Here is a 23,721-nt window from a genome sequence, read left to right on the forward strand (position 1 = left end):
TCCACTCAAAAAGAGAGCCTTTGGAATCTCTCATTCCAAAGGCTCTTTCCAGTCCAGCGTATCGAGAAATGCTTCGATGTCCTGAAACAGTGCTTCTTTTTCGCGCCCGACTGTAATTAAATGACCGGAATCTTTGTAAAAGGACAGCTTCTTTTGCGCGGATCCGGCTTCTCGTTCGATAATCGGCGCACTTTCCAAGTATAGCCGCTCATCCCGTTCACCCTGAATCACGTAAAGCGGCGCTGCGATGTCCCCGAGTTCTTCTCTCACCCCTGTAATCATTTGCTGCAGCGGCTCCAGAAAAGGCATCGGATGCTGATTCAGCTGCTGCTCTGCTGCTTCTGCCTCTTCCTGAGCGAGTCCGGTAACTCGATTATATTCGTTTGCATAGGAAGTAACGCGGCGACGGAGGCTGTCCATGCTTTTTTCCAAAATCGGTGCACTCATCGAAACGAGTCCTTTCACGTCCAGCTCTGCTCCCGCCCGCAATGTAAACAACCCGCCGAGCGATACGCCTGCACAGGCAATTTCCTCGTATCCTTCCTCCTGCAGCCAGGCATAGCCTTGGAGAACGTCCTGCCACCAGTCATTGGGGTTAGTATCTATCAGCGTCTCGGCCTGCATACCGTGTCCGCGGTAGATGGGCGCGTGACACGTGTATCCGGCCTTGTGCAGATGCCTTCCGAGCCGGCGCACATCTGCCGGATTGCCGGTAAAACCGTGCAGCAGCAAAACGGCACGCTTTCCTGCCTTCATCGTAAATGCTTTCGGTCTGACAAGCTTCATAACTACCTCCTGCTCTTCTCTTCATCGCTCTTAATTATAGTAGAGAACCGCAGCAAGATCGACTGATCAGGCTCTGGATGGCACACGTACTTCCTCTTTCACAGAGGTCAGCCGAACCAGCAGCAGAGCCAGCAGCACAGCTGTCAGAAGAAAGGCGAGCGTCAGTCCCGCAAGTCCCGGCCAGCCTCCTCCCGACCAAATCAAGCCGCCGAGCGGTCCTGCTGCTGTCGATCCTCCGTAATACAGGAAGAGATAGATCGAAGACGCCTGTGATTTATTCGTCGCTGCCAGCTGACTGACCCAGCCGCTCGCAACCGAATGGCTGATAAAAAAGCCAAACGTAAACACACCGATGCCGATTATTTTAACGACTGCATCGGGCACAAGCGTCAGCGCCGTTCCGCCCGCTGCAAGCAGCAAATTTCCGATTAAAACCTGCTGCCTGCCGAAACGGTCGAGCAGGCGTCCTGTGAGTACAGAGCTGAACATCCCGACGATCATAATGAGAAACAGCCAGCCGACCAGCGTCTGAGACATGCTGTAAGGCTCCTGCATGAGCTCATAGCCAATGAACGTAAACAGTGCCGTGTTGCTCCCGAGCAGCATAAAGCCCATGAGAAACAAACAAATCATAGCAGGCTGCTGCAAGTGATACAGCATGCCCTTCCCCAGTGCCGCCGGATCCGCCTGCTTTGCTTTGAAGTGCTGCGACTCCGGCAGGCTTTTCCAGAACACGACAGCTGCTGCAATGCTGATCAGGCCTGTGCCGGCAACAGCTGTTTCCCAGCCGAACATCCCCCCGGTAACGCCGGAAAAAACGCGCCCAAACACGGCTCCTGCTGCGTTCCCGCTAATATAGAGTCCCATCGCTGCTCCAAGGCTCCCTGGTTCGATCTCTTCTCCTAAATACGCCATCGCAACAGCAGGAAGACCGGCAAGCGCAACGCCAGTGAGCGTCCGCATCGCGACCATTTCCGTGTAGCCTGGCATAAAAGCAGTTAAAAAGCAGAGAATCGATGCGGCAAACATGGTGAGCACCATCAGCCGCTTTCGGCCGTACACTTCTGAAATGGTCCCAAATACGAGCATCGCCGCAGCAAGCGCAATCGTCGTACCGGAAAGTGTCCAGCTTGCTGCTGCCGGCGAGACATCAAACGCGGCAGAAAGCTCCGGCATCAGCGGCTGCACACAGTATAAAATCGCAAACGTATTAAATCCAGCCGCAAAAAATGCGGCTGCTGTTTTCGTGAATGTCGTTGTCCCCTTGCGAATTTTCGGCATGTTCATCCCTCCTGCCTGCTTTTTCCATCGTAGCATGCAACATTCATGCTGTATAATGCATGATAATCATGTTATTCATGTCTAATTTGCATAAGGAGGCTGATGGTATTGGATGATATGCAGCTTCGCTATTTTATTGCAGCCGCAGAGCGTGAGCATTTGACGAAGGCGGCAGCGTTTTTGTCAGTCACCCAGCCGGCGCTGAGCCGTGCCATTTCCCGTCTCGAGGACGAGCTTGGGTCACCGCTGTTTGACCGGCGCGGACGTTCGATCTATCTTAACCGCTTTGGGAAGCAATTTTTAATCCGGACCCGCCGGATTGTACAGGAACTGGACACGGCAAAACAGGAGGCCGAAGAGCTTCAGGCGCCGGACATGGGCCGAATTTCTGTCGGCTTCCTGCACACGCTCAGCACCGGGCTCATGCCGGAGCTGCTTGCTGTTTATAAGGAGAAATATCCGAACGTATCGTTTGCGCTTGGCCAGGGGCCGTCCCACACCTTGCTGTCTCAGCTTGAAGAGGGCATTTTCGATCTTTGTCTGACCGTCCAGCCTGAAAATCCGTCTTCTGTCGACTGGCAGCCTTTATGGAAGGAAGAGTTGTACATCACGCTCCCGGACGGTCACCCGCTGGCTTCTGAAACTCATCTGCGCCTGTCTGATATTCAGGAAGAAGCGTTCATTCATTTAAAGGAAGGATATTCGCTGCGGCGGTCCGTAGAGCGTCTGTTTCGTGAAGCAGGACTGCCGCTTACGCCTGCGTTTGAGGGAGATGAAGCGGATACTGCCGCAGGTTTAGTCGGAGCCGGTCTTGGCGTGTCGATTCTTCCAAAGCAGCCGACTGCCAGGACACTGCGAATCGTACAGGTGCCCATTCAGCCTTCAGGCTCGTCGCGCACAATCGGTCTGTCCAGAATGCGCCGCTCCCAGCTGTCCCCGGCCGCAGAAGCGTTTGCAGATTATGCTGCTAAACACCTGGGCCGACACGTTAAAGACCGCTGAAACGGGTATAGAGCAGTAAAGAAAATAATAAAGAGAGGAGCTTCGCTATGGGAACGAAAACAGTCGTGATTGTCGGGGCAGGAACCGGTATCGGTTTTCATACAGCAGAGCGTTTTGGGAAAGCAGGCTTTCACGTTATGCTGACGGCACGAAACCGGGGAAGGCTTGAGCAGCTGAGCAGTGATCTGCAGGAAAAGGGCATTGATGCCTCGCACATGGTGATGGATGCTGCAAGCGAACCTGCAGTCAAACGGGTTGCAGATACGCTGAAGGAGCAGGAAACGGAAGTGGAAGCGGTACTGTTTAATGCAGTTGGCGGCACGCCGGAAGTTCCGTCGCAGCTGTCGACATCGATTGTGATGCAGGATCTGCAGGTCAGCATCGGAGGCATGCTTCACGTTTTTCAGCACCTGCGGCCGCTTTTCACCGACCAGGCTGCTTTTCTCGTTACCGGTGGAGCCTTCTCCCTCGAGCCGTACGCTCCATTTGCTTCCTTATCGCTGAACAAAGCAGCTCAGCGCAACCTGACCCGGTCGCTGCACGATGAAATGAAGGAGCACGGTCTGTTCGTTGGCACGATTACGATTGCTGGCATGGTGAAGGAGGGAACGTTTTTCGCTCCTGAAAACATTGCTGATGCGATTTACAGCTTTTATGAAAATCGCCCTGCGTTCGAGACCATTTACAAAGAACAGAGCGCGTAACCCTTTCATAACACAAGCAAAGGCCCGGATCAGGTTTATTAGTTGATCCGGGCCTTCCTCATTTATCGAAGCTGTTCAGGCGGATCCTGCAGCATTTCTTCGAGCAGGATATCCCCGTTCCATTTTTTCAAACGAACGCTGCCATAGCCGCTGACGTCAATCGCAATGGTTAAAGGAAGCTTCTGCTGATTCAGCTCCGCGGCAGAGGCGCGTGGCAGCAGCCCGATGCCACGTTTTTTAGACTGGTGGAAACCGTAGTCAAGCAGTGCCTCTGTATCCTGATACATGATATCCGACGTCGGCGCTTTCAGAGTTACGGCGATGATGCTCGTTCCATCCCGTTCCGCCGTCGTCACCAGTGTGAACCCTGACTGGGAAACAAACCCGTTTTTCAAACCAGTTACCCCGGCATAGTTTCCTAGCAGAAGATGGTGGTTGTAAATCGTTGTTTCCCATCCTTCTCCTTCCCAGTCAAGCTCTCTCGTGCCGGCGATTTCCATGAACTCATCGTTTTTCATCGCATATTGAGCAATCGCAGCCATATCCTCAGCCGTTGTAAAGTGCTCCGGATGATAAAGACCGTGCGGGTTTTGAAACTGCGTGTTCACCGCTCCTGCTTTTTCACGAACGAAGTCTGTCATTTCTTCGGCAAAGGCCTCTTCGCTTCCGGCAAGGTGCTCCGCGATGACCGTCCCGGCATCGTTTCCGGAATTAATGACAAGCCCTTCAACGAGCTGACGAAGCTCCATTTCCTCATCTTCAAGCAGAAAAACGCTCGTCCCATCCGTTTCCACTGCGTTCTCACTGACAACCGCTGTTTCAGATAAGTCTGCTTCTTCCACAGCCAGCAGACCGGAGACGATCTTCGTGATGCTTGCAGGATACATGCGTTCGGAGGCGTTCTTTTCATAAAGTACTTCTCCAGTTCCGGCATTCATTAGAAAAGCGGATTCACTTTCGATCCGGGGCGCCTCTCCATACGCTGACACCTGCCCGCCTCCGATCAGGAGCAGACTTGCTGCAGCAATGACTGCTCCTGTCATTTTCCATGTCTGTCTTTTCATCTTCCATCACCTTTTTCAGCATCTATTGTTGGAAGGAAGTAGTAGTTGATTTGAAATTCTTTCCTGCTCTACTACACGAAAGTGTTCGTTGAAAAAAAGAAGCACGGCCTGCTGCGATATCCGCAGGTAGCACCGTGCTGGTAAAACAATCATACGTGTTTATTAGAAGCTGCGTGCTCCGATGTACGCGCTGCTCCAGTAAGGGTTGCTGCTCAGGTTGGAAATCGTTACACCTGTAGAAGCTCCGGAGTGAATGAACTCGTTGTTTCCGAGGTAGATTCCCGCGTGGGAAGGACCTGTACGAGTTTCAAAGAATACGATATCTCCCGGCTGCGGATTGGATACAGCTGTACCCGCGCTCCACATTTGAGCTACTGTACGCGGCAGGCTTTCACCGTGCTGGTTGAATACGTAGTTGATGAATCCGCTGCAGTCAAATCCGGACGGGCTCATGCCTCCCCAGACATAAGGGCTTCCGATCAGACCACGTGCAGTTGAAATCATCGCGCTTGCGTTGTTAGAAGAGCTTGTGCCTGCAACCTGTGTGTTGCTTGTAGAAGACGTGCTGCTTGAAGAAGAAGCACTGCTTCCGTCTGCAAGACCCAGGGAAGACTGTGTAGCAGGACCAGCTACCCCGTAAAAGTTGCCTGCCGGGCTGGAAATGCCGTTTGAAAGCTGGTAACGCTGTACTGCTGCAAGCGTCAGCGGACCAAATACGCCATCTACGTTTGATGCATTGTTGTACCCTTCGTCAGCCAGAGTCTGCTGAAGCTCACGGACATCCCCGCCGCGATCTCCCATGCTCATTGCGTCAGTTACGGTTGGTGCTGCGAAAATTGCTCCTGCTACTGCGAGGCTCATTACTAGTTTTTTCATAAGTTCTCTCTCCCACTTTCTCAAATAAATTAGTTTTGTTTTTTTTATGTTTTTTTCTCTCTAATGTTTTCTCTCAACGGGTTTAATCGTACACAATATCGGGTAAAAAGTGTACCTTTATCTCCAAATGTCAATAAACTTAAAACGATCTGTTACACTTTGTAATATTAAACACAAAAAAAGAGCGCTTTTTGATGACGGTCTAAAGCGCTCATGGCAGTACTGAAACGGTGATATGGCATCGTTTTCAGAATATTTTGTGTAATATTTTCGTAACAATAAAACATGTAACGTTTCGTTTTGTTACATTTACAAGAGATTTTTTCGCATATTGCAGGAAGTGCCGTCTACCTTCTCCCTTTATGAGCTAACGCAGTGTGCTCTGCTCATGCAGCCGGAACGCTTACCTCAACAAAAAACAGCTGCCCCTTTTCCACTCGGGACAGCTCTTTTTCTCGTATCACATGATTAATTAAGCTGGCGTCAACGCAGCATTTCCTCGGACATCAAGAATGACCGGTCCCCGTCTTTTCTCTGTTTCCACGTATCGGTGAGCCTCCGCAGCTTCTGAGAGTCCAAAGATCCGGTCGGTCACCGGCCGGATCCGTTTTTCCCGTACAAGCTCCGCTAAATAGCGGAGGTCCTGCTGTACGTCGGCCGGCTTTCGAAGACCTGTAGCGGCAAAGACAGCCTTAGGCCCGGTGCGGAAGCGGCTGGTCAGCATGCGGTATAGAACATTCAGCTTCAAATCAGCTGTCATGTAGCGGCCTTGCTTTGCCAAAAACGGACGCACTTCAGAAAATGAATAGGTTCCGGGAATATCAAACATAATGTCATATGCTATGCCTTCAGGAGCCGGTCCGCAGCTGTAATCATGAATGTTATCGACGTCGAGATTTTGCAAAAAAACGCTGTTTCTTCCGGCAGCAGACGCTGTCACGTCCGCTCCGAACAGACGCGCAAACTGTACTGCATACACACCTACTCCTCCGGCTGCACCGTTTATCCAGACAGCCTTTCCCGGGGACACCTGCGCATGATCCCGGATAAACGGAAGCGCCGTCAGTCCGCCGTAGCTGAGCGAAGCAGCTTCTGCATAGCTCGTGCCCTCGGGGATAAAGGCGCACGCCGAGTCTGCACGAATCACCATGTACTCTGCATGGGCACCAAACTGCGTTGAGGATGACCCAAATACGTGCATGCCGCTTCGCCACTCCTTCACCCTGTCACCTGTCTTGACGATGACACCGGCAAACGTATCTCCCGGTACACGCTTCGGCCGCCTTATCCCTGTAAACAAACGGACCGCCGCCGGTCTGCCTGCCCGGAACGCACAATCCGGCGGAGTTACAACCGCTGCTTCCACACGGATCAGCAGTTCATTCTCTTGTGGAACCGGCTCATTCTCCTCTGTTATGCGAATGTTTTCCGGGCCTCCGTAAGCGGTAACTCGTACTGCTTTCATGTCCGCTCCCTCCCTCTTTTCTCTATCATACGTCCAGCCGGGTGAAAGGGGTACGGCAGCGTTTTGCCAAAATTGGAGTTTATTTGTTGCTGCGGTGGAGAGCGCTGTGATAAAGTATTATGGTCAAACGGTCATTTTAATGACCGTACAGTCAAATCGCATTCGTTGGAGGGAAAAAGATGTCCAGAAAACAGCGCCTGATGAAGGCTGCGCTTGATTTGTTTCAATCCTCCGGCATCCGTAACGCTTCCATCGCAAAAATCACCGAAGCAGCAGGCATGTCAAAAGGATCGTTTTATCAGCATTTCGATTCGAAAGAAGCACTGGTACTTGCCGTGCTCGATCTTTATTACGAGACGTTATTTGCTTCTCCTGAAGAAAAAGAGAATGGCCGGGCTCTGCTTCAGGCCAGGCTTAAATGGGAAATTGATCATGCGCTTGCTCATCGAACCTTCATTTTTGAACTAATGAGCACGTACCCGCTGGGTGGCGACCATGGCATTACCGAGGCGTTTCAAGCTCATCACGCACAAGTTCTGACATGGCGGCAGTCAGCTCTGCTTGCCGCCTTCGGTTCGTCAATTGAATCTCAGCTGGAAGATCTCTCTATGCTGACAGACGGAATCTTGCACAGCTACCTGCAGCAAATGCTCTGGCATAACCGTGCATATTCTCCTCACGATATCAGCGAGTTTATCGTTTCAGCTGCAGAAGCACTCGCAGGTTTGGATCGGCCTTCTTTGTCGACCGAAAAAGTGACAATGGAGGAGCTTCACGAATCATGCGGGCGGGCGCTGACGCTTTGCCGCGAAAAACGAACGCGGGAGCTGTTAAATGAAATACTCGGTCAGTTTCAAGACGGCGCCCCGGTCTGGATTGTTGTGGATACACTGCTGGAAAAGGCCGCCTCCCTCGAAAAGCACAGTGGCATCCGTGAGCTGGAATTGCAGTGGGTGCGCTGGAAAGGAGTGCAGGCTGATGACTAATGCTTTATCCCCTCGGGAAAAGAAAGCGATGATAGCCGCTCTTCTGCTTGGTGCTTTTATGGGAATCACCAACGAGACACTTCTCGCAACGGCACTGCCGACCATTCAACAGGTGTTTTCGATTACGCAGGGAGAGGTGCAGTGGCTGACTACCGTATTTCTCATGGTCAACGGGATCATGATTCCGATTTCCGCGTTTTTAATTGAACGCTTTTCAACACGGCATTTATTTTTAACGGCCATCAGCCTGTTCGGCGCCGGAACGCTCCTGGCTGCCGTATCCTGGTCCTTTCCGATGCTGCTCGCCGGCCGCGTTGTCCAGGCTTCAGGATCAGGGATCATGCTGCCGCTGCTCATGACGGTTCTGCTGATTCTCATACCGCCGGAGCGACGCGGCAGAGCAATGGGGCTCCTCGGAATTGTTATTGCCTTTGGTCCGGCAATCGGTCCGACACTCTCCGGTGTGCTTCTGGAGTATTTTAGCTGGCGGTCCCTGTTTGTTACCGTGCTGCCTCTCGTCGCACTTGCCATGACGCTTGCGTTCTTTTTTATGCGGAATGTCACAGAGCTCTCCAAGCCGAAGCTCGACGTGCTTTCCATTATCTTGTCTTCAGCCGGTTTCGGGTCGTTTCTATACGGATTCGGGGTCGCTTCAAAGGAAGGATTTACAAGTCCACTCGTCGTTGGACTCGTCCTGCTTGGGGCATTGATTATTAGTTTATTCGTCCGCCGGCAGTTCAAGCTCCCACGTCCGATTCTGGAATTCCGGATTTTTAAATTTCCAATTTTCACGCTGTCGATCGGGATTACGCTCGTGTCGATGGTCTCCCTGATCGGAGCCGAAACGATGCTGCCCCTGTTTGTGCAGAATGTACTAGGTTTCACACCGCTTCAATCTGGTCTTATGCTGCTGCCAGGCGCTGTCGTGATCGGTATCATGTCTCCTATCGCCGGAGCGCTGTTTGATAAATATGGAGCTAAGCGGCTCGCTATTCCAGGATTTGTGATCGTCGTGATTACGACCGGCATGCTGACCCAGCTGTCACTCGATATGTCTTTTGCGTTTTTAACGACCGTGTATGCCGTCCGTATGTTCGGTCTGTCGCTGACGTTGATACCGGTTATGACGGCTGCGCTTAATCAGATTCCGCAGCACTGGTACGCTCACGGCTCTGCGATGGCCAATACACTTCAGCAGATCTCTGCTTCCATCGGAACAGCGCTGCTGATCACGTTTGTCGGAATCGGTACCCAGCTGTATAATCCGGCCGCCTCTCAGGCAGATCCCGCGCTTATGGCGGAGTTGAACGGATTTCAATGGGGCTTTATCGGCAGTCTGATCATGGCAGCCATCGCTCTTGTATTAAGCTTTTTTTTGAAGCCGGGGAGAGCTGTTCCAACTACAGCATCCGAACCCGAAGAGCAGCGAATCGCCCAGTAATCAGACTATCTGTTCCAAACGCGCACAACATGACCGGCAGCTTTCGTTCCGCTTCCGTACACTAAGGTTAGAAAAGAAAGGAGGGTCTCCATGGAAGGCTTGAAAGCGATACAGCAGAGTCTTGATCTGATTGAGGAACTGCTGCCCGGAAAAATCAAATCAGAGGATATTGCTGCAGCTGCCGGTCTGTCTTCGTTTCATTATCAGCGAATGTTTCAAATCCTCACCGGCTTTACGCTGCAGGAATATATTCGCAATCGCCGGCTGACATTGGCAGCTCAGGAGCTGCAGGCAAGCAGCAGATCGATCACAGAGCTGTCGTGGGACTATGGCTATGAAACACCGGAGTCGTTTTCCAAAGCATTTAAAACCCTGCACGGCATTCCCCCGTCCAGCGTTCGCGTTCAGTCCCATCCACTAAAGGCGTACCCAAAACTTTCTTTTCATCTTCAATTGAAAGGAGCGGTTGAATTGGATTACAAAGTTGTCAAACGCGAAAAACAACTGGTTTCTGGAAAGAAAGTTGTCACCTCGCTTCAGAACGGTCAGCATCACCGCGATATTGCTGCTTTCTGGCGCGAAGCTCACGATGAAGGCTGGATCGATACATTCGATCATCTGGCCGGCGAACTGGGAGTGCTCGGTATTTGCATGCATACGGAAGGTGATCAGCTCACGTATATGATCGCTGTAGAAGGAGAACATCAGCCGGATTCGAGTTGGACCGTTGCGGAGATCCCTCCGCATCAGTGGGCCGTTTTCCCTGTTCGAGGTGCCATGCCGCACGCTATGCCACCGGTATGGGAACGTATTTTTGCCGAGTGGTTTCCCGCTACCGGGTACGAGCACGCTGGCGGCCCTGAGCTGGAAGTATACAGCACAGAGGGAGACCCGTATCAGGAGGATTATGAGAGCGAGATCTGGATTCCAGTAACGTAAACTCCAGCGAAGGAGAAGCAAACTCGGGCGCCAATTCGATTTTCTTATACGTGCTTTAGTCGACCCGCGCTCCGCTTCTGTTAAAAAACCCACAGCAGCTTCCTCACTGCCGTCAAACGAAAAGAAGCTTCCGGAATTTTGCCGGAAGCTTCTTTTTTTACACTTGAAGAGCAGTGACCTATCACTGCTTAACAAGTATCTTCCCTCTTTCTGATACGCAGCAGCACGTTTGCTCCTTTTTGAAATTCATACGATACAGGGATTTCCTCAGCCAGCCATCCTTCCCGCTCCGCAAACTGTTTCACATCATCCACATAGCGGCTGCGGCGTCCTTTGTAATCGAGCAGTGGAAACATGCGCAGCTCCGAGCTTGTCACACGCAGCATTTCCCGGACAGCCTGCTCATGAAAGCAATAGTCAAGACGATCCGCGTAGGTGAACAAAAAATGCGCGGAGAGGACAAGGTCAAACGCATCGTCCTCAAACGGCAGCTCCGGCAGGCGAGCCTGGACGTACCTCTCTGCACGGCGCTCGTAGTCTTCCGTGAACAGTCGCAGCGCTCTTTCCCTGCGCTGTTTAAGTTGAGAGGCATCTTTTATGTAGTTCCATACGTATTGATTCGAAGCTCCCTGGATCAAAGCTGCAGCACGGTCAATATCCTGAGATCCCTTTTCGTACAGCACTCCAGCCGGAAACCGATAGGCAAGGTCCACTGCCGTGACGTCAGCTGCTGCCTCTGCTGTAAACGAGCACGCTCCCGCCGGACAGTCGAGAATCCTTTTGCCCTGGAGATCCCTCTCCTCCAGCTGAAAAAACGCCTTATATTCCTCCATCGTTCTGCCGATAAAGACGATGTTTTCCAGATCCGTCCCATTCATATCGTTCACCTCTGCACAATACTTCTTGCAGATCATATTACTAGATACTAAGAACAGATTCCAACCTTTTTATTCCGCTGCCGGCTGTTTTGATGACGAAACCGGTACGGTGACCGGCTTTCTTTCCATGGAAGCATATGAATACAACAGACACCCTGCAATGACAATGGCGGTGCCGCCAAGCTGAAGCAAAGCCGGCTGTTCACCAAGCAGAATAAAGGCCAGTAGGACAGTAAAGACCGGATTTAAATTCATGAACAAGCCTGCTGTCGAAGCACCCAGATGCTTCACTCCGGTTCCCCAGAACACCATGCATAAAATGGTAGCGATCAGGCTGATATAAAGCACCGCCCCGACAAAATAACTGTCCGCGCCGTGAATCGCGAAAGAAGCTCCTTCCACCGGCAGCAGAATGCCCACGCCGATGATCCCTGAGTATAAAACGGACATCATCGGGCTTACATAGGAAGTCGCCCAGCGGCTGCAAATGGAATAAATCCCGAATACGCCAACGGCAGCGAGCATCCACAAATCTCCGCTCTGCACTCCCTGCACGCCTCCTCCGCTCCCGCTTGTTATCACGAGACACGCACCGGCAAAGGAAACGATCATTGCGCCTGCCTGGATAAGAGTAATGCGCTCCTTCAGCAGTAAAACCGCACAAATGGCTATCGAAAACGTGTTTAACGTGGATATCACCCCCACGTTCGAGGCTGTCGTATTGGCGAGCGCTAAAAACTGCAGCAGGTTGAACAGGACGACACCCGTTACCCCCATTAGAAATAGCGGCAGGAGAGCTGCTTTCGGCGGCAGCAGCTGACGCTCTTTCCACCAGACCAGCGGCAGCAAAACCATCACGGCAAGCGCATAACGGAGCAGGGTCAGTGCTCCTGGAGATGCATAGGCGGTCAGTTCCTTGCCAATGACAAAATTGCCCGCCCAGAAAAAGCTCGCAAACACGAGCAGCAGCACGTACTTCATCCTCCATTCCCCTCTCTGAATCATCTGCTGCAAGCGTAGCATTATTTATTAATAATTTTGTCGTTAAGATAAATTACGATATAATTATCAATAAATTTATTATTTTACTTAATATAATTCTGTTCAATCAATTGATTGAGGCAGATGAATGAAGTTTTGAAAGGGGAATGTACCATGGATCAGACGGACTTGCACATATTGGAGATTTTGCAGAAGGATGCCCGCATCAGTAATATAGAGCTTGCTAAACGAATCAATTTGTCACCGCCGGCAGCGTTAAGCCGTGTACGCAAATTGGAGGAGGAACAGATCATCGAGCGCTCTACGATCATTCTGAACGCTGAAAAGCTTGGCTATGACCTGCTCTGCTTCGTATTTATGAGCACGAACCTGCATCAGACGGATGAATTGACCGCGTTGGAGACCCAGCTGGCCCGAATGCCGGAAGTACTTGAATGCTGCTGCCTGACGGGGGAATATGACTATTTGCTGAAAGTCGTGATCCGCAACCGGCGCGAACTGGAAACGTTCGTCAGACGACTTAATGAACTGGGCGGCACGAGAATACAGACAAGTTTATCGCTGAGACGGATTAAAGATACGACTAGTCTGCCGCTGCGCTGACAGCCGTCTGAACAGCTACAGAAAGCGCTCCATCATCACCATGTCCCGCCCCCGGATTCCATTTTCGTAAAACGGCTCCGGGTAATGGTCAAAATAAGCCCGGCGGATATCATACATCCGAAAGCCTGCCCGTTGATAAAAAGCCAGGTTGCCGATACTGGAGTTTGCAGTGCCGACGATCAGTCGGGAGATGCCGAGTCTGCTGCAATATGCGGCCGCCTGCTCAAGCGTTTCCCGTCCAAAGCCTTTCCCCCGATATGCCGGACGAAGCGCCATGTTTACTATTTCCATCGACTCTTCGGCTGATGGCACGAGCAGCAGCACACCGGCAGTATCACCATCTACGTCCAGTCGGAACAGCGTCCCCGTATGTAAATACGCTTCCACTGCTTCCCTGCTTTCATCAGCCATCAGCAGGTCATCCATATACGCTTCCCTGCTTTCTGTCTCTTCCACCACGCGGACGGCAGATTCTGTCTCTGGAAAGGTCATGTGCGGCTTCGACTCTTTATAATAGGCCAGACGTTCCTGCAGCGAGCCGGTGTGAAACTCAAGCTTGTGTCCGTCTGGATCTTCTACGTATAAAGAAGCTTTGTCACGTTCGGATCTGACGCGTCCTTCCAGCGGCTTCTGGCCCATCTGCTTGAGTCTCGCACGGATGACGGCGAGGTCTTCATTGTCCGCCGAAAAAGCAGTGTGCGTGTAGGAGCTGCGTAGGCCGCCGCGGTCGACGGTTTTTTCTTCATTCAGTGCAATCCATACACCTCCTCCAGTCAAATAAGCCGTTGTTCGTCCGACAGCGTGCACGTCAGCAGCTAATAATGCTTTGTAAAACGCGAGGGAGACTTGCAAGTTCTGGACAGAGTAACAAAGATGATTGATGCCTTTTATCATGATTACAGGCTCCTTTCTTCCCTGCGAGGCAGGAATCTGAATGTTTTTAGCGAATGATTATCAGCAGATAATAAATCTGGAGGGAATCACGATGATCAAATCTATTATACAAAAAAACGGGTTCGTCATTTTAGACGGAGCCCTGGCTACAGAGCTGGAGAAAGCCGGGTGTGATTTGAATCACCGGCTCTGGTCGGCCAAGATACTTGCAGAAGACCCCGACAGGATCAAACGCGTGCACCAGCTATACTTTGAAGCTGGCGCTGACTGTGCGATCACCTCCAGCTACCAGGCCGTACCTGACGGCTTTTTGCAGGCCGGTTTTTCTTCGGAAACTGCAAAATCATTGATTCAACTCACATTTTCGCTTGCTGTCAATGCCCGTGATTCGTTCTGGGAGTCCTATTCCGGCACGGACCGTCCGAAGCCGTTTGTTGCTGCCTCTATCGGTCCCTATGGTGCTTACCTCGCAGATGGCTCTGAATATCGCGGCGGTTATTCACTCACCAAAGAAGAGCTGATTGCTTTTCACCGCCCGCGCGTAGAGCTGCTCGTCGAAGCAGGAGCCGATTTTTTTGCCTGTGAAACGCTCCCCTCGCTTTTGGAAGCCGAAGCACTCGTTGACCTGCTCACAGAATATCCCGGTGTCAGCGCCTGGTTCAGCTTCAGCTGCAAAGACGGTGCACATATCAGCGACGGTACCCCGATTGAGTCATGCGCAGCCATGCTCGATCATGCTGATGTCGCTGCGGCTGTCGGCATCAACTGTACCCCGCTGCACTATGCAGAGGAACTCGTGCAGCGCCTCAGCAGTAAAACCGACAAGCCGGTTATCGTCTATCCAAATTCCGGCGAAATATACGATGCTTCCACTAATCAGTGGCACGGCGACTCTTCCGTCGATTCATTTCAGGCGCATGCTGAAACCTGGGCCGATCACGGCGCTGGCTTGATCGGCGGCTGCTGCCGGACTGGTCCTGATGAAATTCGTCAGCTTACAGCTCTGCGCTGCCGGATAAAGGAAGGGTTGGCGTAGGCCCTCCGTTGCAAAAGCGGTTTATTTCTGTTTTCAGTTGCTTTTTTATCCCGGCGTTCGTTAGTATGCAAAAAAAGAGGAGGCGGCTTTATGAAAAAAGCAGTGTTGCTCACAGGGTGTTTGCTTGCTGCAGTGGGGTGTGCCAATGACGATGAACTGAATAATGCCGGTGCAGAGGAACAGGATGTACTGGAAGAAACAAACGAGCAGGAGGCTGAGGAAGAGCCGGAGGACGAGGAAAATACGGACCAGGTCAATGAAGACGAGGCAGACAGCGTGACAAATGAGACGGATGCAGCAGACAGTGATTTCATGTCAGACGCGGAAGCAGCGTATGAGTCGCTCGAATCCTACACGTCGGAAACCGCCCTTGATATTATCGTCAATCAGGATGGAGCCACCGTTGATCAGGACACCCTCCTCATGTATAACACGATTGTCCGTGAAGATCCGCCTCATATTCTAGTGGAAGTTGAAGACATGGGTGTACGCTACTATCACAGCTATACGGTCGATAACAAGGTTTACTTTCATGACGGCGCCAGCTGGATGGAGGACTTGAGCGGTTACGGCCCTGATGAACTCTCCTACACCGAATACGACAACCTGTGGGAAATTTTAGAGCGAAACGAACGGCTGTTTACCGTCAGTCCCTCTGAAGAGACGGTGGAAATCAGCTACTTCGGTCAGGATTCTCAAATCTACAATGCATTCCGCAGCTTGTTTGAGCTTGATTTTTACGGCGTGGACACGGCTTCAGTTGAAAATGATGTCCGCTACTTGTTTAACGAAGAAGCTCTGCTTGAAGAAGTATTTTACGAAGCAAAAGCCGCTAATCATTCAACGAACGAAGAAGTTATTCTCCGTATTCATATTCGTTACGATGACTTGAACGATGCAGGTGATCTGGGAACGCCGGAAGGCATGGATGACCTGCTTTAAGACGCCATACTGGGATTCTCTTCCGGTTGCACGATCTTCTGAGTCTGCTATACTACGTTGCGGGACTTCCCTCCCACAAATACGTGAACCATCAAAGAGAGGAGAATCATCATGAAGAAGTACTACCTCACCGCAGCAGCAGCGATTTTTCTCGCGGGATGCGGAGCGGAGTCTGACAACGAAGCAGACAACAGCAATAACACAGAGCCAAATGAGGCAGCCGAAGACACTAACGAGGCCGCAGATGAAAATGAGGAACCGGAAGAAGCCGATCTCAATGAAGAGGCTTCCGAAGAAGACGCAAGCGATGCAGATGTAATCGCCCACCGCGGCGCAAGCGGCCATGCTCCTGAACAGACGATGCCGGCTTTGGAAAAAGCCATTGAAATGGATGCAGATTGGCTGGAGCTTGATATTCAGATGACGGCTGATGGCGTACTAGTAGCATTTCATGACGATGAAATTGACCGTACGACGGACGGAGAAGGTGAAATCGGCGACCATACATTAGAAGAACTGAAAGAGCTCGATGCAGGCTCCTGGTTCAACGAAGAATACACGGACCGTGCTGACGAAAGCTTTGAAGGTGCCGAAATTCTGACTCTGGAAGAGATCTTCGAGGAGTTTGGCGAAGATGAAAACTACTACCTGGAAACGAAATCAACGTATTTGAACGAAGACATGGAAGAGCCAATGGTCGAGCTGATTGAAGAATTCGGCTTCGATGAAGCGGGCAACGTTATAATCCAGTCCTTCCATCAGGACAGCCTTCAGACGATCCATGACTTGAATGATTCAATTCCCCTCGTCCAGCTTCTCTGGTGGGAAGTGGATGAAGAAACCGGTGAGCTGGAAGAATGGCTGGATATCACACCAGCTCCGGACGAAATGACGGAAGAAGACTTTGCTGAAATCGCCGAGTATGCAATTGGTATCGGGCCTCACCTTGAGTACTATGACGGCACGGAAGTCATTGATGAAACGTTCGTTCAGACAGTCCGTGATGAAGGCTTTGAGGTTCATGTGTACACGATTAATGAAGAAGAAGACATGCACCGTTTGCTCGACTGGGGTGTAACCGGGCTTTTCACAGACTTTCCAGACCGCATGCAGAACGTACTTGACGAACGAAGCGAGTAACAATGTCTGGTGATCTGTAAGAAGACAGACTTTACGTAAGTCGTACCTTTCCCGGCAGCCGTTAACAACCGGCTGCCGGTTTTTTCATTACTTGTAGCGCCTTATCATTCGAGGTTCCGCGTGAACTATTCTCGTTTGTCCTTCTGATTCGAATTTGGAGAGTGCTGACTTCTTCGAAACGGATACTCACCTTTACCTCTTTAACTGTTTTTTCGCTTCTCCGCAAACAGCCTGGGTTTCTTTTTTCCACTCTGACGCTCTTCGCGCTAAACATTTTCCTTTACCAAAGCTTCTTCTAATCGCTATTCCATAAACGACCTTTTCCACTCTGCTCCAGTCCTCTGAGCCTTTTGATACCAAGCTTAGTATATCAGGCAGATCAGTTGTCCGCCCGGTTTCAACAGCTATATGATACATATATACCGTTGTCTGTGTAAGCTGCGAATGATCCTTTAGAAAAGGACTGAGACAGATGATTGACTTTTTAATTATCGGCGGCGGAGTCGTCGGCTCGGCTCTCGTCCGCGAGCTTTCTCACTACCAAGGACGGACGGTTCTGCTGGAAAAGGGCCGGATGCTGTCCGGTGTGCAGTCGACACACAACAGCGCGCTCGTTCATCCGCCTGCAATGATGCCCCCGTCAAAAGGAAAACTAAAAGCTGAACTCGGACGGCACGGCAGCCGGATTCATCTGACGCTGGCGGACCGCTTTGACGTCCCTGTGTTTCAGAACGGTGCAATTGTTACCGCACGAACCGATGACGAAATCGAAGCGCTAACCGCTCTGAAGCAGCAGAGTGAAAAAGAATCGATTCATACGCTGACCATGCTGAGCCGGGAAGCAATGCTGGAACGGGAACCAAACCTTAACCCCGAGTTAAAGGGTGGACTTTACATGCCGGAAGCGATGAGTGCCGATACCGCGCTGCTAACTGAGCGTCTCGCTGCAAATGCGCGGCGCAATGGTGCCGAAATTCATACCGGCACGGAAGTTGCCGACCTGCGCAGCTCCGGAAGCGGCTTCGAGGTGGAAACGACGTCCGGCCGCATCTTTCAAAGCCGGTTTGTGATTAATGCCGCCGGTGCTGCTTCTGCTGAAATTGCAGCCATGATTGAAGACCATGTTCCGTTTCAGACTGTACCGCGGCGCGGAGAGTATATGGTGCTTAGCAGACAGGCGTCCGGGTATATAAACCATATTATTTATCCGCCCCCGACAAGCAAAACGAAAGGGGTGCTGATCATTCCTCAGCCGGATGGGACGATCCGCCTCGGGCCGACTGATACAAAGCAGGACAGCTTTCAGCACGCTCTTCCGACTAAAGAGGGGATGGAACAGATCCGTTCCGAAATTGATCAGCTTGCGGCTGGTGTTCCATATGAGCTGACGGAACGCTTGTATGCAGGGATCCGCTCCAGTATCACAGATCCGGACTTTTATATTCGTCCGTCGGAAACACACCAGCGCCTGATACATCTTGCAGGACTCGATTCGCCCGGTGTCACTGCTTCTCCTGCTGTAGCGTCCTACGTGCTGCATGAAATCATCCGCAGAATCGAACCGGTCCACCGGAAAATGAATCCGGATCTGTTTGGCTATTAATTTTTTCACAAGCTTCAGTTCAGCTTTCATGGCTGGCTGAAGCTTATTTACATATGCTTTTTGAAGGCGTTTTCTTAACCGGAGTTGACGGCTTTCCACCGCTTTCTTCATTGAATATTCTGAAAAAACAGCGTCAGATAACCTGACGGAGACACTCGCTTCCTTCCTGCTTTCTGGCATACTCATTGGCAGAACGGCTAGTCATTAATGGAGGGACCTATGAATCGAGAAAAGTTAGTCATCATCGGCAATGGTATGGCAGGCATGCATACGGTTGAGAACATACTGGAACGGGATCCGCACCGTTTTGAGATACACGTGTACGGCCGTGAACCTTATGCCAATTACAACCGCATCATGCTTTCTTCTTTGCTTCAAGGCACAGCAGAGGAACAAGATATGATGATCCATGAAGACGCCTGGTATGACGAAAACCACATTCACTTTCATAAGCAGGAGGAAATCGTCCGGCTCGACCCGGACAAAAAGCTGCTTTTTACAGCCGCCGGCATCTCAGCGTCCTTTGATAAAGCTGTTCTGGCGACAGGATCGGATCCGTTTATTCTGCCAGTTCCGGGAACAGATTTCTCTTCTGTTATTCCGTTTCGGACCATCGATGACTGCCGCTACATGATAAAGCGAGCCGCTTCTGCAAAAGAAGCAGTAGTGATAGGGGGCGGTTTACTCGGTCTGGAAGCCGCAAGAGGGCTGCTTCATCAGGGCATGAACGTTCACGTGGTACACCTTGCAGGCTCGGTGATGGAGCGGCAGCTTGATCCGCTTGCTGCCGGACTGCTTCAGCGTGAGCTGGAGCAGCTTGGCATCACCTTTCACCTGCAGTGCGAAACAGCTGCTTTTACCGGTTCTAATGACGTTGAGGCAGTTCACTTTAAGGATGGCAGCTCCATTCCCGCAGACCTCGTCGTCATGGCCGTGGGCATACGGCCGAATACATCAGCAGCGAGCGCAAGCGGCATCGCGTGCGGGCGCGGCATTGTCGTCAACCGGGAGATGCAGACAAGTGCGGCTGACATTTTTGCTGTGGGAGAATGTGTTGAAATTGACGGGATGACGTACGGGCTTGTCAAACCTGCGTATGAACAAGCAGAAGTGCTTGCTGCAAACCTGTGCGGTGAATCATCATCCTACATTGACTCTATTCTGTATACGCAGCTGAAAGCTGCCGGCATTGACGTTTTTTCCGCAGGCAGGATCGAAGCACGTCAGGATGATCATGTGCTGATTCACCAGGACGACACGATGGGCGTTTACCGGAAGCTGATTCTGAACCGGGACCGGCTTGAAGGTGCGGTTCTGTATGGTGATAAAGCCGGACAGCAGGACGTTCTCTCGTTGATTCGCAGCCGCAAGCTGATCCTCCCGGATGAGGCTCGCAGCATTCTTGCGGCTGAATCCGGAGGAGGAGCTTCTTCCCTGCAGCCAGCAGACACCGTTTGTCATTGTAATAACGTCAGCTGCGGAGACATTGCATCCGCCTTCAGCCGCAGCGCGGCAGATACACCGCAGGCAGTGAAGGAATGTACAGGAGCGGCAAGCTCCTGCGGCGGCTGCCGTCCTCTCGTATCGGAGCTCATTACGCTGTTAAAAAGCGGTGCACTGCAAGATGAACTGCCTTCCGATGCTTTCTGTGACTGCACTGATCAAAGTACGGACGCAGTAGCCTCTGCTATCATAGCCATGAATGCCGAAACGCCTGAGGCCGTTAGGGAGGCACTTGGGTTTTCTAACACCGGCTGCAGCTTCTGTCGCGGAGCCATCCCTTACATGCTTCATCTGTTTAAACCGGAAACCGGTCTCGCGTCCTCTTCCGTCCTGACGGAAGAGGACGCGCATGAAACCGTCTCTGTCACGCCACAGCTTCCTGGCGGAACACTGACCCCGGCTCATCTGCAGCAGTTTGAACATGCAGTCCGTCAATTTCCACATGTGACGATGCAGCTGACGAACGAACAGCGGCTCTTATTCTCGGGTATCCGCCGGGAAGAGTCTGACGCATTTATCCGCTGTATTGGACTGGTTCCAGAACCCGTCTCCTACAACCGATTCAGACCGGTTTTGACGAGCGATACAACGGCCCGGACACTCGCTGGCAGTCTGGATCAGCATCTGGGCCGGGTGCCGGCTCCCGCTGACGTCAGCATTGAAATCAGCAGCCGGCCGCTATCCCCTTCCGCGCACATATCGATTGCGCACTCCGATGCCGGATGGGATATTTATCTCGGCTCAACCGACAAACAGCTGTTTTACACAGCAGGTACCGATATTTTTACGTTTATCTGCTCACTCGCCCAATACTACCGGGAGAGCGCCTATTACACAGAATCAATTGACAGCTGGGCCTTGCGGATTGGCTTTGTCCCCATCCGGGAAGTTTTGCTTGATGAGGAAAACTGCCGCCTCCTGCTCAGCCGTCTGCAGGAAGCGCAGCAGTATCTGGAAAGGAGCACCGTATGAAACATTCTCTTCTCCATTATTACCGCGAGAAACAAAAACAGTCTGAATCTGAAAAAGTGTACGACACCCAGTGTCCCTTTTGCAGTATGCAGTGTAAAAAGAAGGTAATCGAGCAGTCTTTTGTGACGAGAAAACAATATAAAACAGAAGGCGTCGACAATCCCGTTACGAAAGGACGCCTCTGCATGAAGGGGATGAATGCCTATGCCCATGCGGTACATGAGGATCGGCTTATGCACCCAGTTCAAAAACAGGCCGATGGCTCCTGGAAAGAGGTTTCCTGGGAAGAGGCGCTTGCACTCGTTCGTGAGAAGTTTCAGTCGTTGCAGCAGCAGTATGGGTCGGACAGTGTCGGTGTGTATGGGAGTGCTTCCATTACCAACGAGGAATCCTACTTGCTTGGAAAGCTGGCGCGGGTTGCCTTGAAAACTAAATATATCGATTACAATGGAAGATTTTGTATGTCCTCTGCTGCGACAGCAAGCAAGGCAGTGCTTGGCATTGACAGAGGACTGACGAACGCACTGTCCGATATTCCTAAGGCACAGGTTCTACTGCTTTCCGGAACGAATATTGCGTCCTGTCAGCCGGTGATGATGCCTTATTTGGAGGAAGCAAAAGCGAACGGTGCATTTATTATCGTCATCGATCCTCGGAAAACCGAAACGGCCGCTATCGCCGATCTGCATCTGGAGGTAACCCCGGGGCGGGACGCTGCTCTCACGAATGCCATGCTTGCTTCCCTGATGCAGCAAGGTCTTGTGAACGAATCGTTTGTGAAAGATCGTACAGAAGGCTGGCAGGAGCTGCAGCCCCATTTACAGAGCATTTCCATAAAAGATGCAGCTGACTATGCAGGGGTTGAGGTTCAGAAGATCAGCGACGCCGTGCGTATTTTCGCTGCTGCTGAAACCGGTATGGTACTGACAGCAAGAGGGGTCGAACAGCAAACGGACGGACATATGGCGGTACGCAATCTGCTGAACCTTGTTCTTTTGACCGGAAAAATCGGACGGGAAGGCTGCGGATATGGCGCCGTAACCGGTCAGGGAAACGGACAGGGCGGCCGGGAGCACGGACAGAAAGCCGATCAGCTGCCGGGCTACCGGATGATCGACAATCCGGAAGACCGGCAGCATATTGCAGACTTCTGGGGCGTTCCGGAAGAAGAGCTGCCCGGCCGCGGCGTCTCCGCGTATGAAATGATGGAGAAAGTAAAGGAGCGCGACATTCGCGGCATGCTGCTAGTCTGCTCCAATCCGGTCGTTTCCAATCCAAACGCCTCGTTTATTAAAGAGGCACTGGAGACGCTTGATTTTTTCGTTGCAGTCGACCTGTTTATTTCCGAATCAGCCCAGTATGCCGATTTAATTTTACCTGCTGCTTCTTACCTCGAGGATGAAGGGACGATGACGAACCTGGAGGGCCGTGTCACACTGAGAGAAGCGACGAAAAAACCACCCGGCAGCACAAAACCGGACTGGAAAATCATCTGCGAGCTGGCTGAAGCACTCGGTGCTGCCGAACATTTTCCATTTCGTTCAGCCGAAGAGGTGTTCAATGAACTGCGGCACGCAAGCCGTGGCGGGGCAGCTGACTACTACGGCATGACGTACGACCGGATCCGTCGTGAAGAGGGTTTGTTCTGGCCTTGTCCGGACCTGGACCACCCGGGTACACCACGTCTGTTTGCCAACAGCTTCGGCAGGCCAGATGGACGTGCACTGTTAACCGCTGTTGACAGTAAAGCCGTACAATCGACTTCTATACCGACAGAAAAGCATCCGCTCCTGCTCACGACCGGCCGCGTGATGGCGCATTATTTGACTGGAGTCCAGACACGGCGCAGCACGAAGCTTGCCGCCCGTTTATATGAATCATTTATCGAGCTGCATCCGGCGACTGCAGACACCTACAGCATTGCAGAAGGAGATCTGGTGGATGTAATATCGGACGCAGGCTCCATCACGGTCCGCGCACAGCTTACCGCCGACATCCGCCGCGACACCGTTTTTGTCCCGTTTCACTGGGCGGAACACCAGAACGTCAACATGCTGATACCGGGAAAGTTAGACCCTGTCTCACGCATGCCCGGCTACAAATCAACACCCGTTTCGATCAAACGTCACGAGCCTGCTCTGCAAACGACTGAATCTTAATCAGTTACTCAGCAGTTGCAGCAGATTGCACGAGAGAAAGGGAGCTCCCTTCTTTCGTGCTTTTCGTGCGTTGCCGAAGTTACGCTTCCCTAATCCGTATATGAATAGGCGCTGATATGTGAACAACAGACTGCCTAAAGGAACTGGAAAGCTGTCTTCCACTGGTCTTCTCTTTCCAGATTGTCAGCAGCATTTTTCACTCTTACCTAGCTCAGCTCATGATGTTCTCTTTGCACAGATACATTCTTCACATCGTTTGCTGCTTATCCCCCTTCGATTTGTCCAACAGAAAAAAAGCTGTTGTCGAAGAACCGGAAACAGCGGCTGCTTGTAGATGAAGTACAAGAAGTAGCATGTTGTTTCGTTTGGGTGTAGTTCCCTTCTGCTTACGAAGCCTGTCGTAGGCTTGCCTTCAGCTATTGCTACGGACAGTCCCCATGCAGGA

20 protein-coding genes and 1 pseudogene are annotated in these 23,721 nt (G+C 51.7%); 12 read left to right on the top strand and 9 right to left on the bottom strand.

What is annotated here, in order from left to right; all coding sequences use genetic code 11:
• Window positions 1-30: 30 nt before the first annotated feature.
• Both ACSZLD_RS07680 and ACSZLD_RS07685 read right to left on the bottom strand, forming a co-directional pair.
• Entirely contained in the window at window positions 31-786 is a 756-nt protein-coding gene (locus ACSZLD_RS07680; RefSeq protein WP_444684808.1) for an alpha/beta hydrolase, read from the bottom strand.
• Window positions 787-852: 66 nt separating this feature from the next.
• On the bottom strand, window positions 853-2,067 hold the full coding sequence (locus tag ACSZLD_RS07685; protein WP_444684809.1) for an MFS transporter: 1,215 nt from the start codon (window positions 2,065-2,067) through the stop codon (window positions 853-855).
• 117 nt (window positions 2,068-2,184) lie between these two features.
• Here ACSZLD_RS07685 and ACSZLD_RS07690 point away from each other — a divergent pair, with 117 nt between their 5' ends.
• Both ACSZLD_RS07690 and ACSZLD_RS07695 read left to right on the top strand, forming a co-directional pair.
• Window positions 2,185-3,069 carry a LysR family transcriptional regulator gene (locus tag ACSZLD_RS07690; RefSeq protein ID WP_444684831.1) on the top strand — a complete coding sequence of 295 codons (885 nt, stop codon included), beginning with the start codon at window positions 2,185-2,187 and terminating at the stop codon, window positions 3,067-3,069.
• 47 nt (window positions 3,070-3,116) lie between these two features.
• On the top strand, window positions 3,117-3,773 hold the full coding sequence (locus tag ACSZLD_RS07695) for an SDR family NAD(P)-dependent oxidoreductase (RefSeq protein ID WP_444684810.1): 657 nt from the start codon (window positions 3,117-3,119) through the stop codon (window positions 3,771-3,773).
• Window positions 3,774-3,835: 62 nt separating this feature from the next.
• Here the strand turns inward: ACSZLD_RS07695 and ACSZLD_RS07700 are convergent, their stop codons facing one another.
• The 3 genes from ACSZLD_RS07700 to ACSZLD_RS07710 form a co-directional block, all read right to left on the bottom strand.
• On the bottom strand, window positions 3,836-4,837 hold the full coding sequence (locus ACSZLD_RS07700) for a D-alanyl-D-alanine carboxypeptidase family protein (RefSeq protein ID WP_444684811.1): 1,002 nt from the start codon (window positions 4,835-4,837) through the stop codon (window positions 3,836-3,838).
• Window positions 4,838-4,999: 162 nt separating this feature from the next.
• Complete coding sequence (locus tag ACSZLD_RS07705) at window positions 5,000-5,713, bottom strand: C40 family peptidase (protein ID WP_444684812.1); 714 nt, start codon at window positions 5,711-5,713, stop codon at window positions 5,000-5,002.
• A 472-nt stretch (window positions 5,714-6,185) separates the two neighbouring features.
• Complete coding sequence (locus ACSZLD_RS07710) at window positions 6,186-7,178, bottom strand: NAD(P)-dependent alcohol dehydrogenase (protein ID WP_444684813.1); 993 nt, start codon at window positions 7,176-7,178, stop codon at window positions 6,186-6,188.
• Between the two features lie 179 nt (window positions 7,179-7,357).
• Here ACSZLD_RS07710 and ACSZLD_RS07715 point away from each other — a divergent pair, with 179 nt between their 5' ends.
• The 3 genes from ACSZLD_RS07715 to ACSZLD_RS07725 all read left to right on the top strand — a co-directional run bounded on the left by ACSZLD_RS07715 (window position 7,358) and on the right by ACSZLD_RS07725 (window position 10,544).
• Window positions 7,358-8,164, top strand: a complete 807-nt coding sequence (locus ACSZLD_RS07715) for a TetR/AcrR family transcriptional regulator (protein WP_444684814.1) — start codon at window positions 7,358-7,360, stop codon at window positions 8,162-8,164.
• The gene (locus tag ACSZLD_RS07720) at window positions 8,157-9,605 is read left to right on the top strand and encodes an MDR family MFS transporter (RefSeq protein ID WP_444684815.1); all 1,449 of its coding nucleotides are present in this window, start codon (window positions 8,157-8,159) and stop codon (window positions 9,603-9,605) included. The genes ACSZLD_RS07715 and ACSZLD_RS07720 overlap by 8 nt, the downstream gene beginning before the upstream one ends.
• A gap of 90 nt (window positions 9,606-9,695) precedes the next feature.
• Complete coding sequence (locus tag ACSZLD_RS07725) at window positions 9,696-10,544, top strand: AraC family transcriptional regulator (protein ID WP_444684816.1); 849 nt, start codon at window positions 9,696-9,698, stop codon at window positions 10,542-10,544.
• A gap of 188 nt (window positions 10,545-10,732) precedes the next feature.
• On the opposite strand, the gene ACSZLD_RS07730 is transcribed toward ACSZLD_RS07725, so the two are convergent.
• The gene (locus tag ACSZLD_RS07730) at window positions 10,733-11,422 is read right to left on the bottom strand and encodes a methyltransferase domain-containing protein (RefSeq protein WP_444684817.1); all 690 of its coding nucleotides are present in this window, start codon (window positions 11,420-11,422) and stop codon (window positions 10,733-10,735) included.
• Between the two features lie 69 nt (window positions 11,423-11,491).
• Window positions 11,492-12,403 (bottom strand): DMT family transporter, encoded by a 912-nt coding sequence (locus tag ACSZLD_RS07735; protein WP_444684818.1) that lies wholly within the window; start codon window positions 12,401-12,403, stop codon window positions 11,492-11,494.
• A 174-nt stretch (window positions 12,404-12,577) separates the two neighbouring features.
• On the opposite strand from ACSZLD_RS07735, the gene ACSZLD_RS07740 reads away from it, so the two are divergent.
• A complete protein-coding gene (locus ACSZLD_RS07740; RefSeq protein ID WP_444684819.1) occupies window positions 12,578-13,027 on the top strand; it encodes an Lrp/AsnC family transcriptional regulator in 450 nt (149 codons plus the stop codon).
• Window positions 13,028-13,042: 15 nt separating this feature from the next.
• On the opposite strand, the gene ACSZLD_RS07745 is transcribed toward ACSZLD_RS07740, so the two are convergent.
• Window positions 13,043-13,519, bottom strand: a complete 477-nt coding sequence (locus tag ACSZLD_RS07745) for a GNAT family N-acetyltransferase (RefSeq protein WP_444684832.1) — start codon at window positions 13,517-13,519, stop codon at window positions 13,043-13,045.
• Window positions 13,511-13,921, bottom strand: a pseudogene (fosB, locus tag ACSZLD_RS07750) (metallothiol transferase FosB); the annotation flags it as partial. The pseudogene fosB and the gene ACSZLD_RS07745, both read right to left, overlap by 9 nt.
• Window positions 13,922-14,012: 91 nt before the next feature.
• On the opposite strand from fosB, the gene mmuM reads away from it, so the two are divergent.
• From mmuM to nasC, 6 genes are all read left to right on the top strand, one after another.
• Window positions 14,013-14,957, top strand: a complete 945-nt coding sequence (mmuM, locus tag ACSZLD_RS07755; RefSeq protein ID WP_444684820.1) for a homocysteine S-methyltransferase — start codon at window positions 14,013-14,015, stop codon at window positions 14,955-14,957.
• A 90-nt stretch (window positions 14,958-15,047) separates the two neighbouring features.
• Window positions 15,048-15,899: a hypothetical protein gene (locus ACSZLD_RS07760; protein WP_444684821.1), complete on the top strand. Its 852-nt coding sequence runs from the start codon at window positions 15,048-15,050 to the stop codon at window positions 15,897-15,899.
• 111 nt (window positions 15,900-16,010) lie between these two features.
• Window positions 16,011-17,039, top strand: a complete 1,029-nt coding sequence (locus tag ACSZLD_RS07765) for a glycerophosphodiester phosphodiesterase (RefSeq protein WP_444684822.1) — start codon at window positions 16,011-16,013, stop codon at window positions 17,037-17,039.
• 472 nt (window positions 17,040-17,511) lie between these two features.
• The gene (locus ACSZLD_RS07770; RefSeq protein WP_444684823.1) at window positions 17,512-18,642 is read left to right on the top strand and encodes an NAD(P)/FAD-dependent oxidoreductase; all 1,131 of its coding nucleotides are present in this window, start codon (window positions 17,512-17,514) and stop codon (window positions 18,640-18,642) included.
• A 219-nt stretch (window positions 18,643-18,861) separates the two neighbouring features.
• Window positions 18,862-21,117, top strand: a complete 2,256-nt coding sequence (nirB, locus tag ACSZLD_RS07775) for a nitrite reductase large subunit NirB (protein WP_444684824.1) — start codon at window positions 18,862-18,864, stop codon at window positions 21,115-21,117.
• Window positions 21,114-23,276, top strand: a complete 2,163-nt coding sequence (gene nasC, locus ACSZLD_RS07780; RefSeq protein ID WP_444684825.1) for an assimilatory nitrate reductase catalytic subunit NasC — start codon at window positions 21,114-21,116, stop codon at window positions 23,274-23,276. Before nirB ends, nasC begins: the two co-directional genes overlap by 4 nt.
• The last annotated feature ends 445 nt before the right edge of the window (window positions 23,277-23,721 follow it).

It is taken from the genome of Alkalicoccus luteus, from assembly GCF_052061695.1.
GTDB lineage: Bacteria > Bacillota > Bacilli > Bacillales > Salisediminibacteriaceae > Alkalicoccus > Alkalicoccus luteus.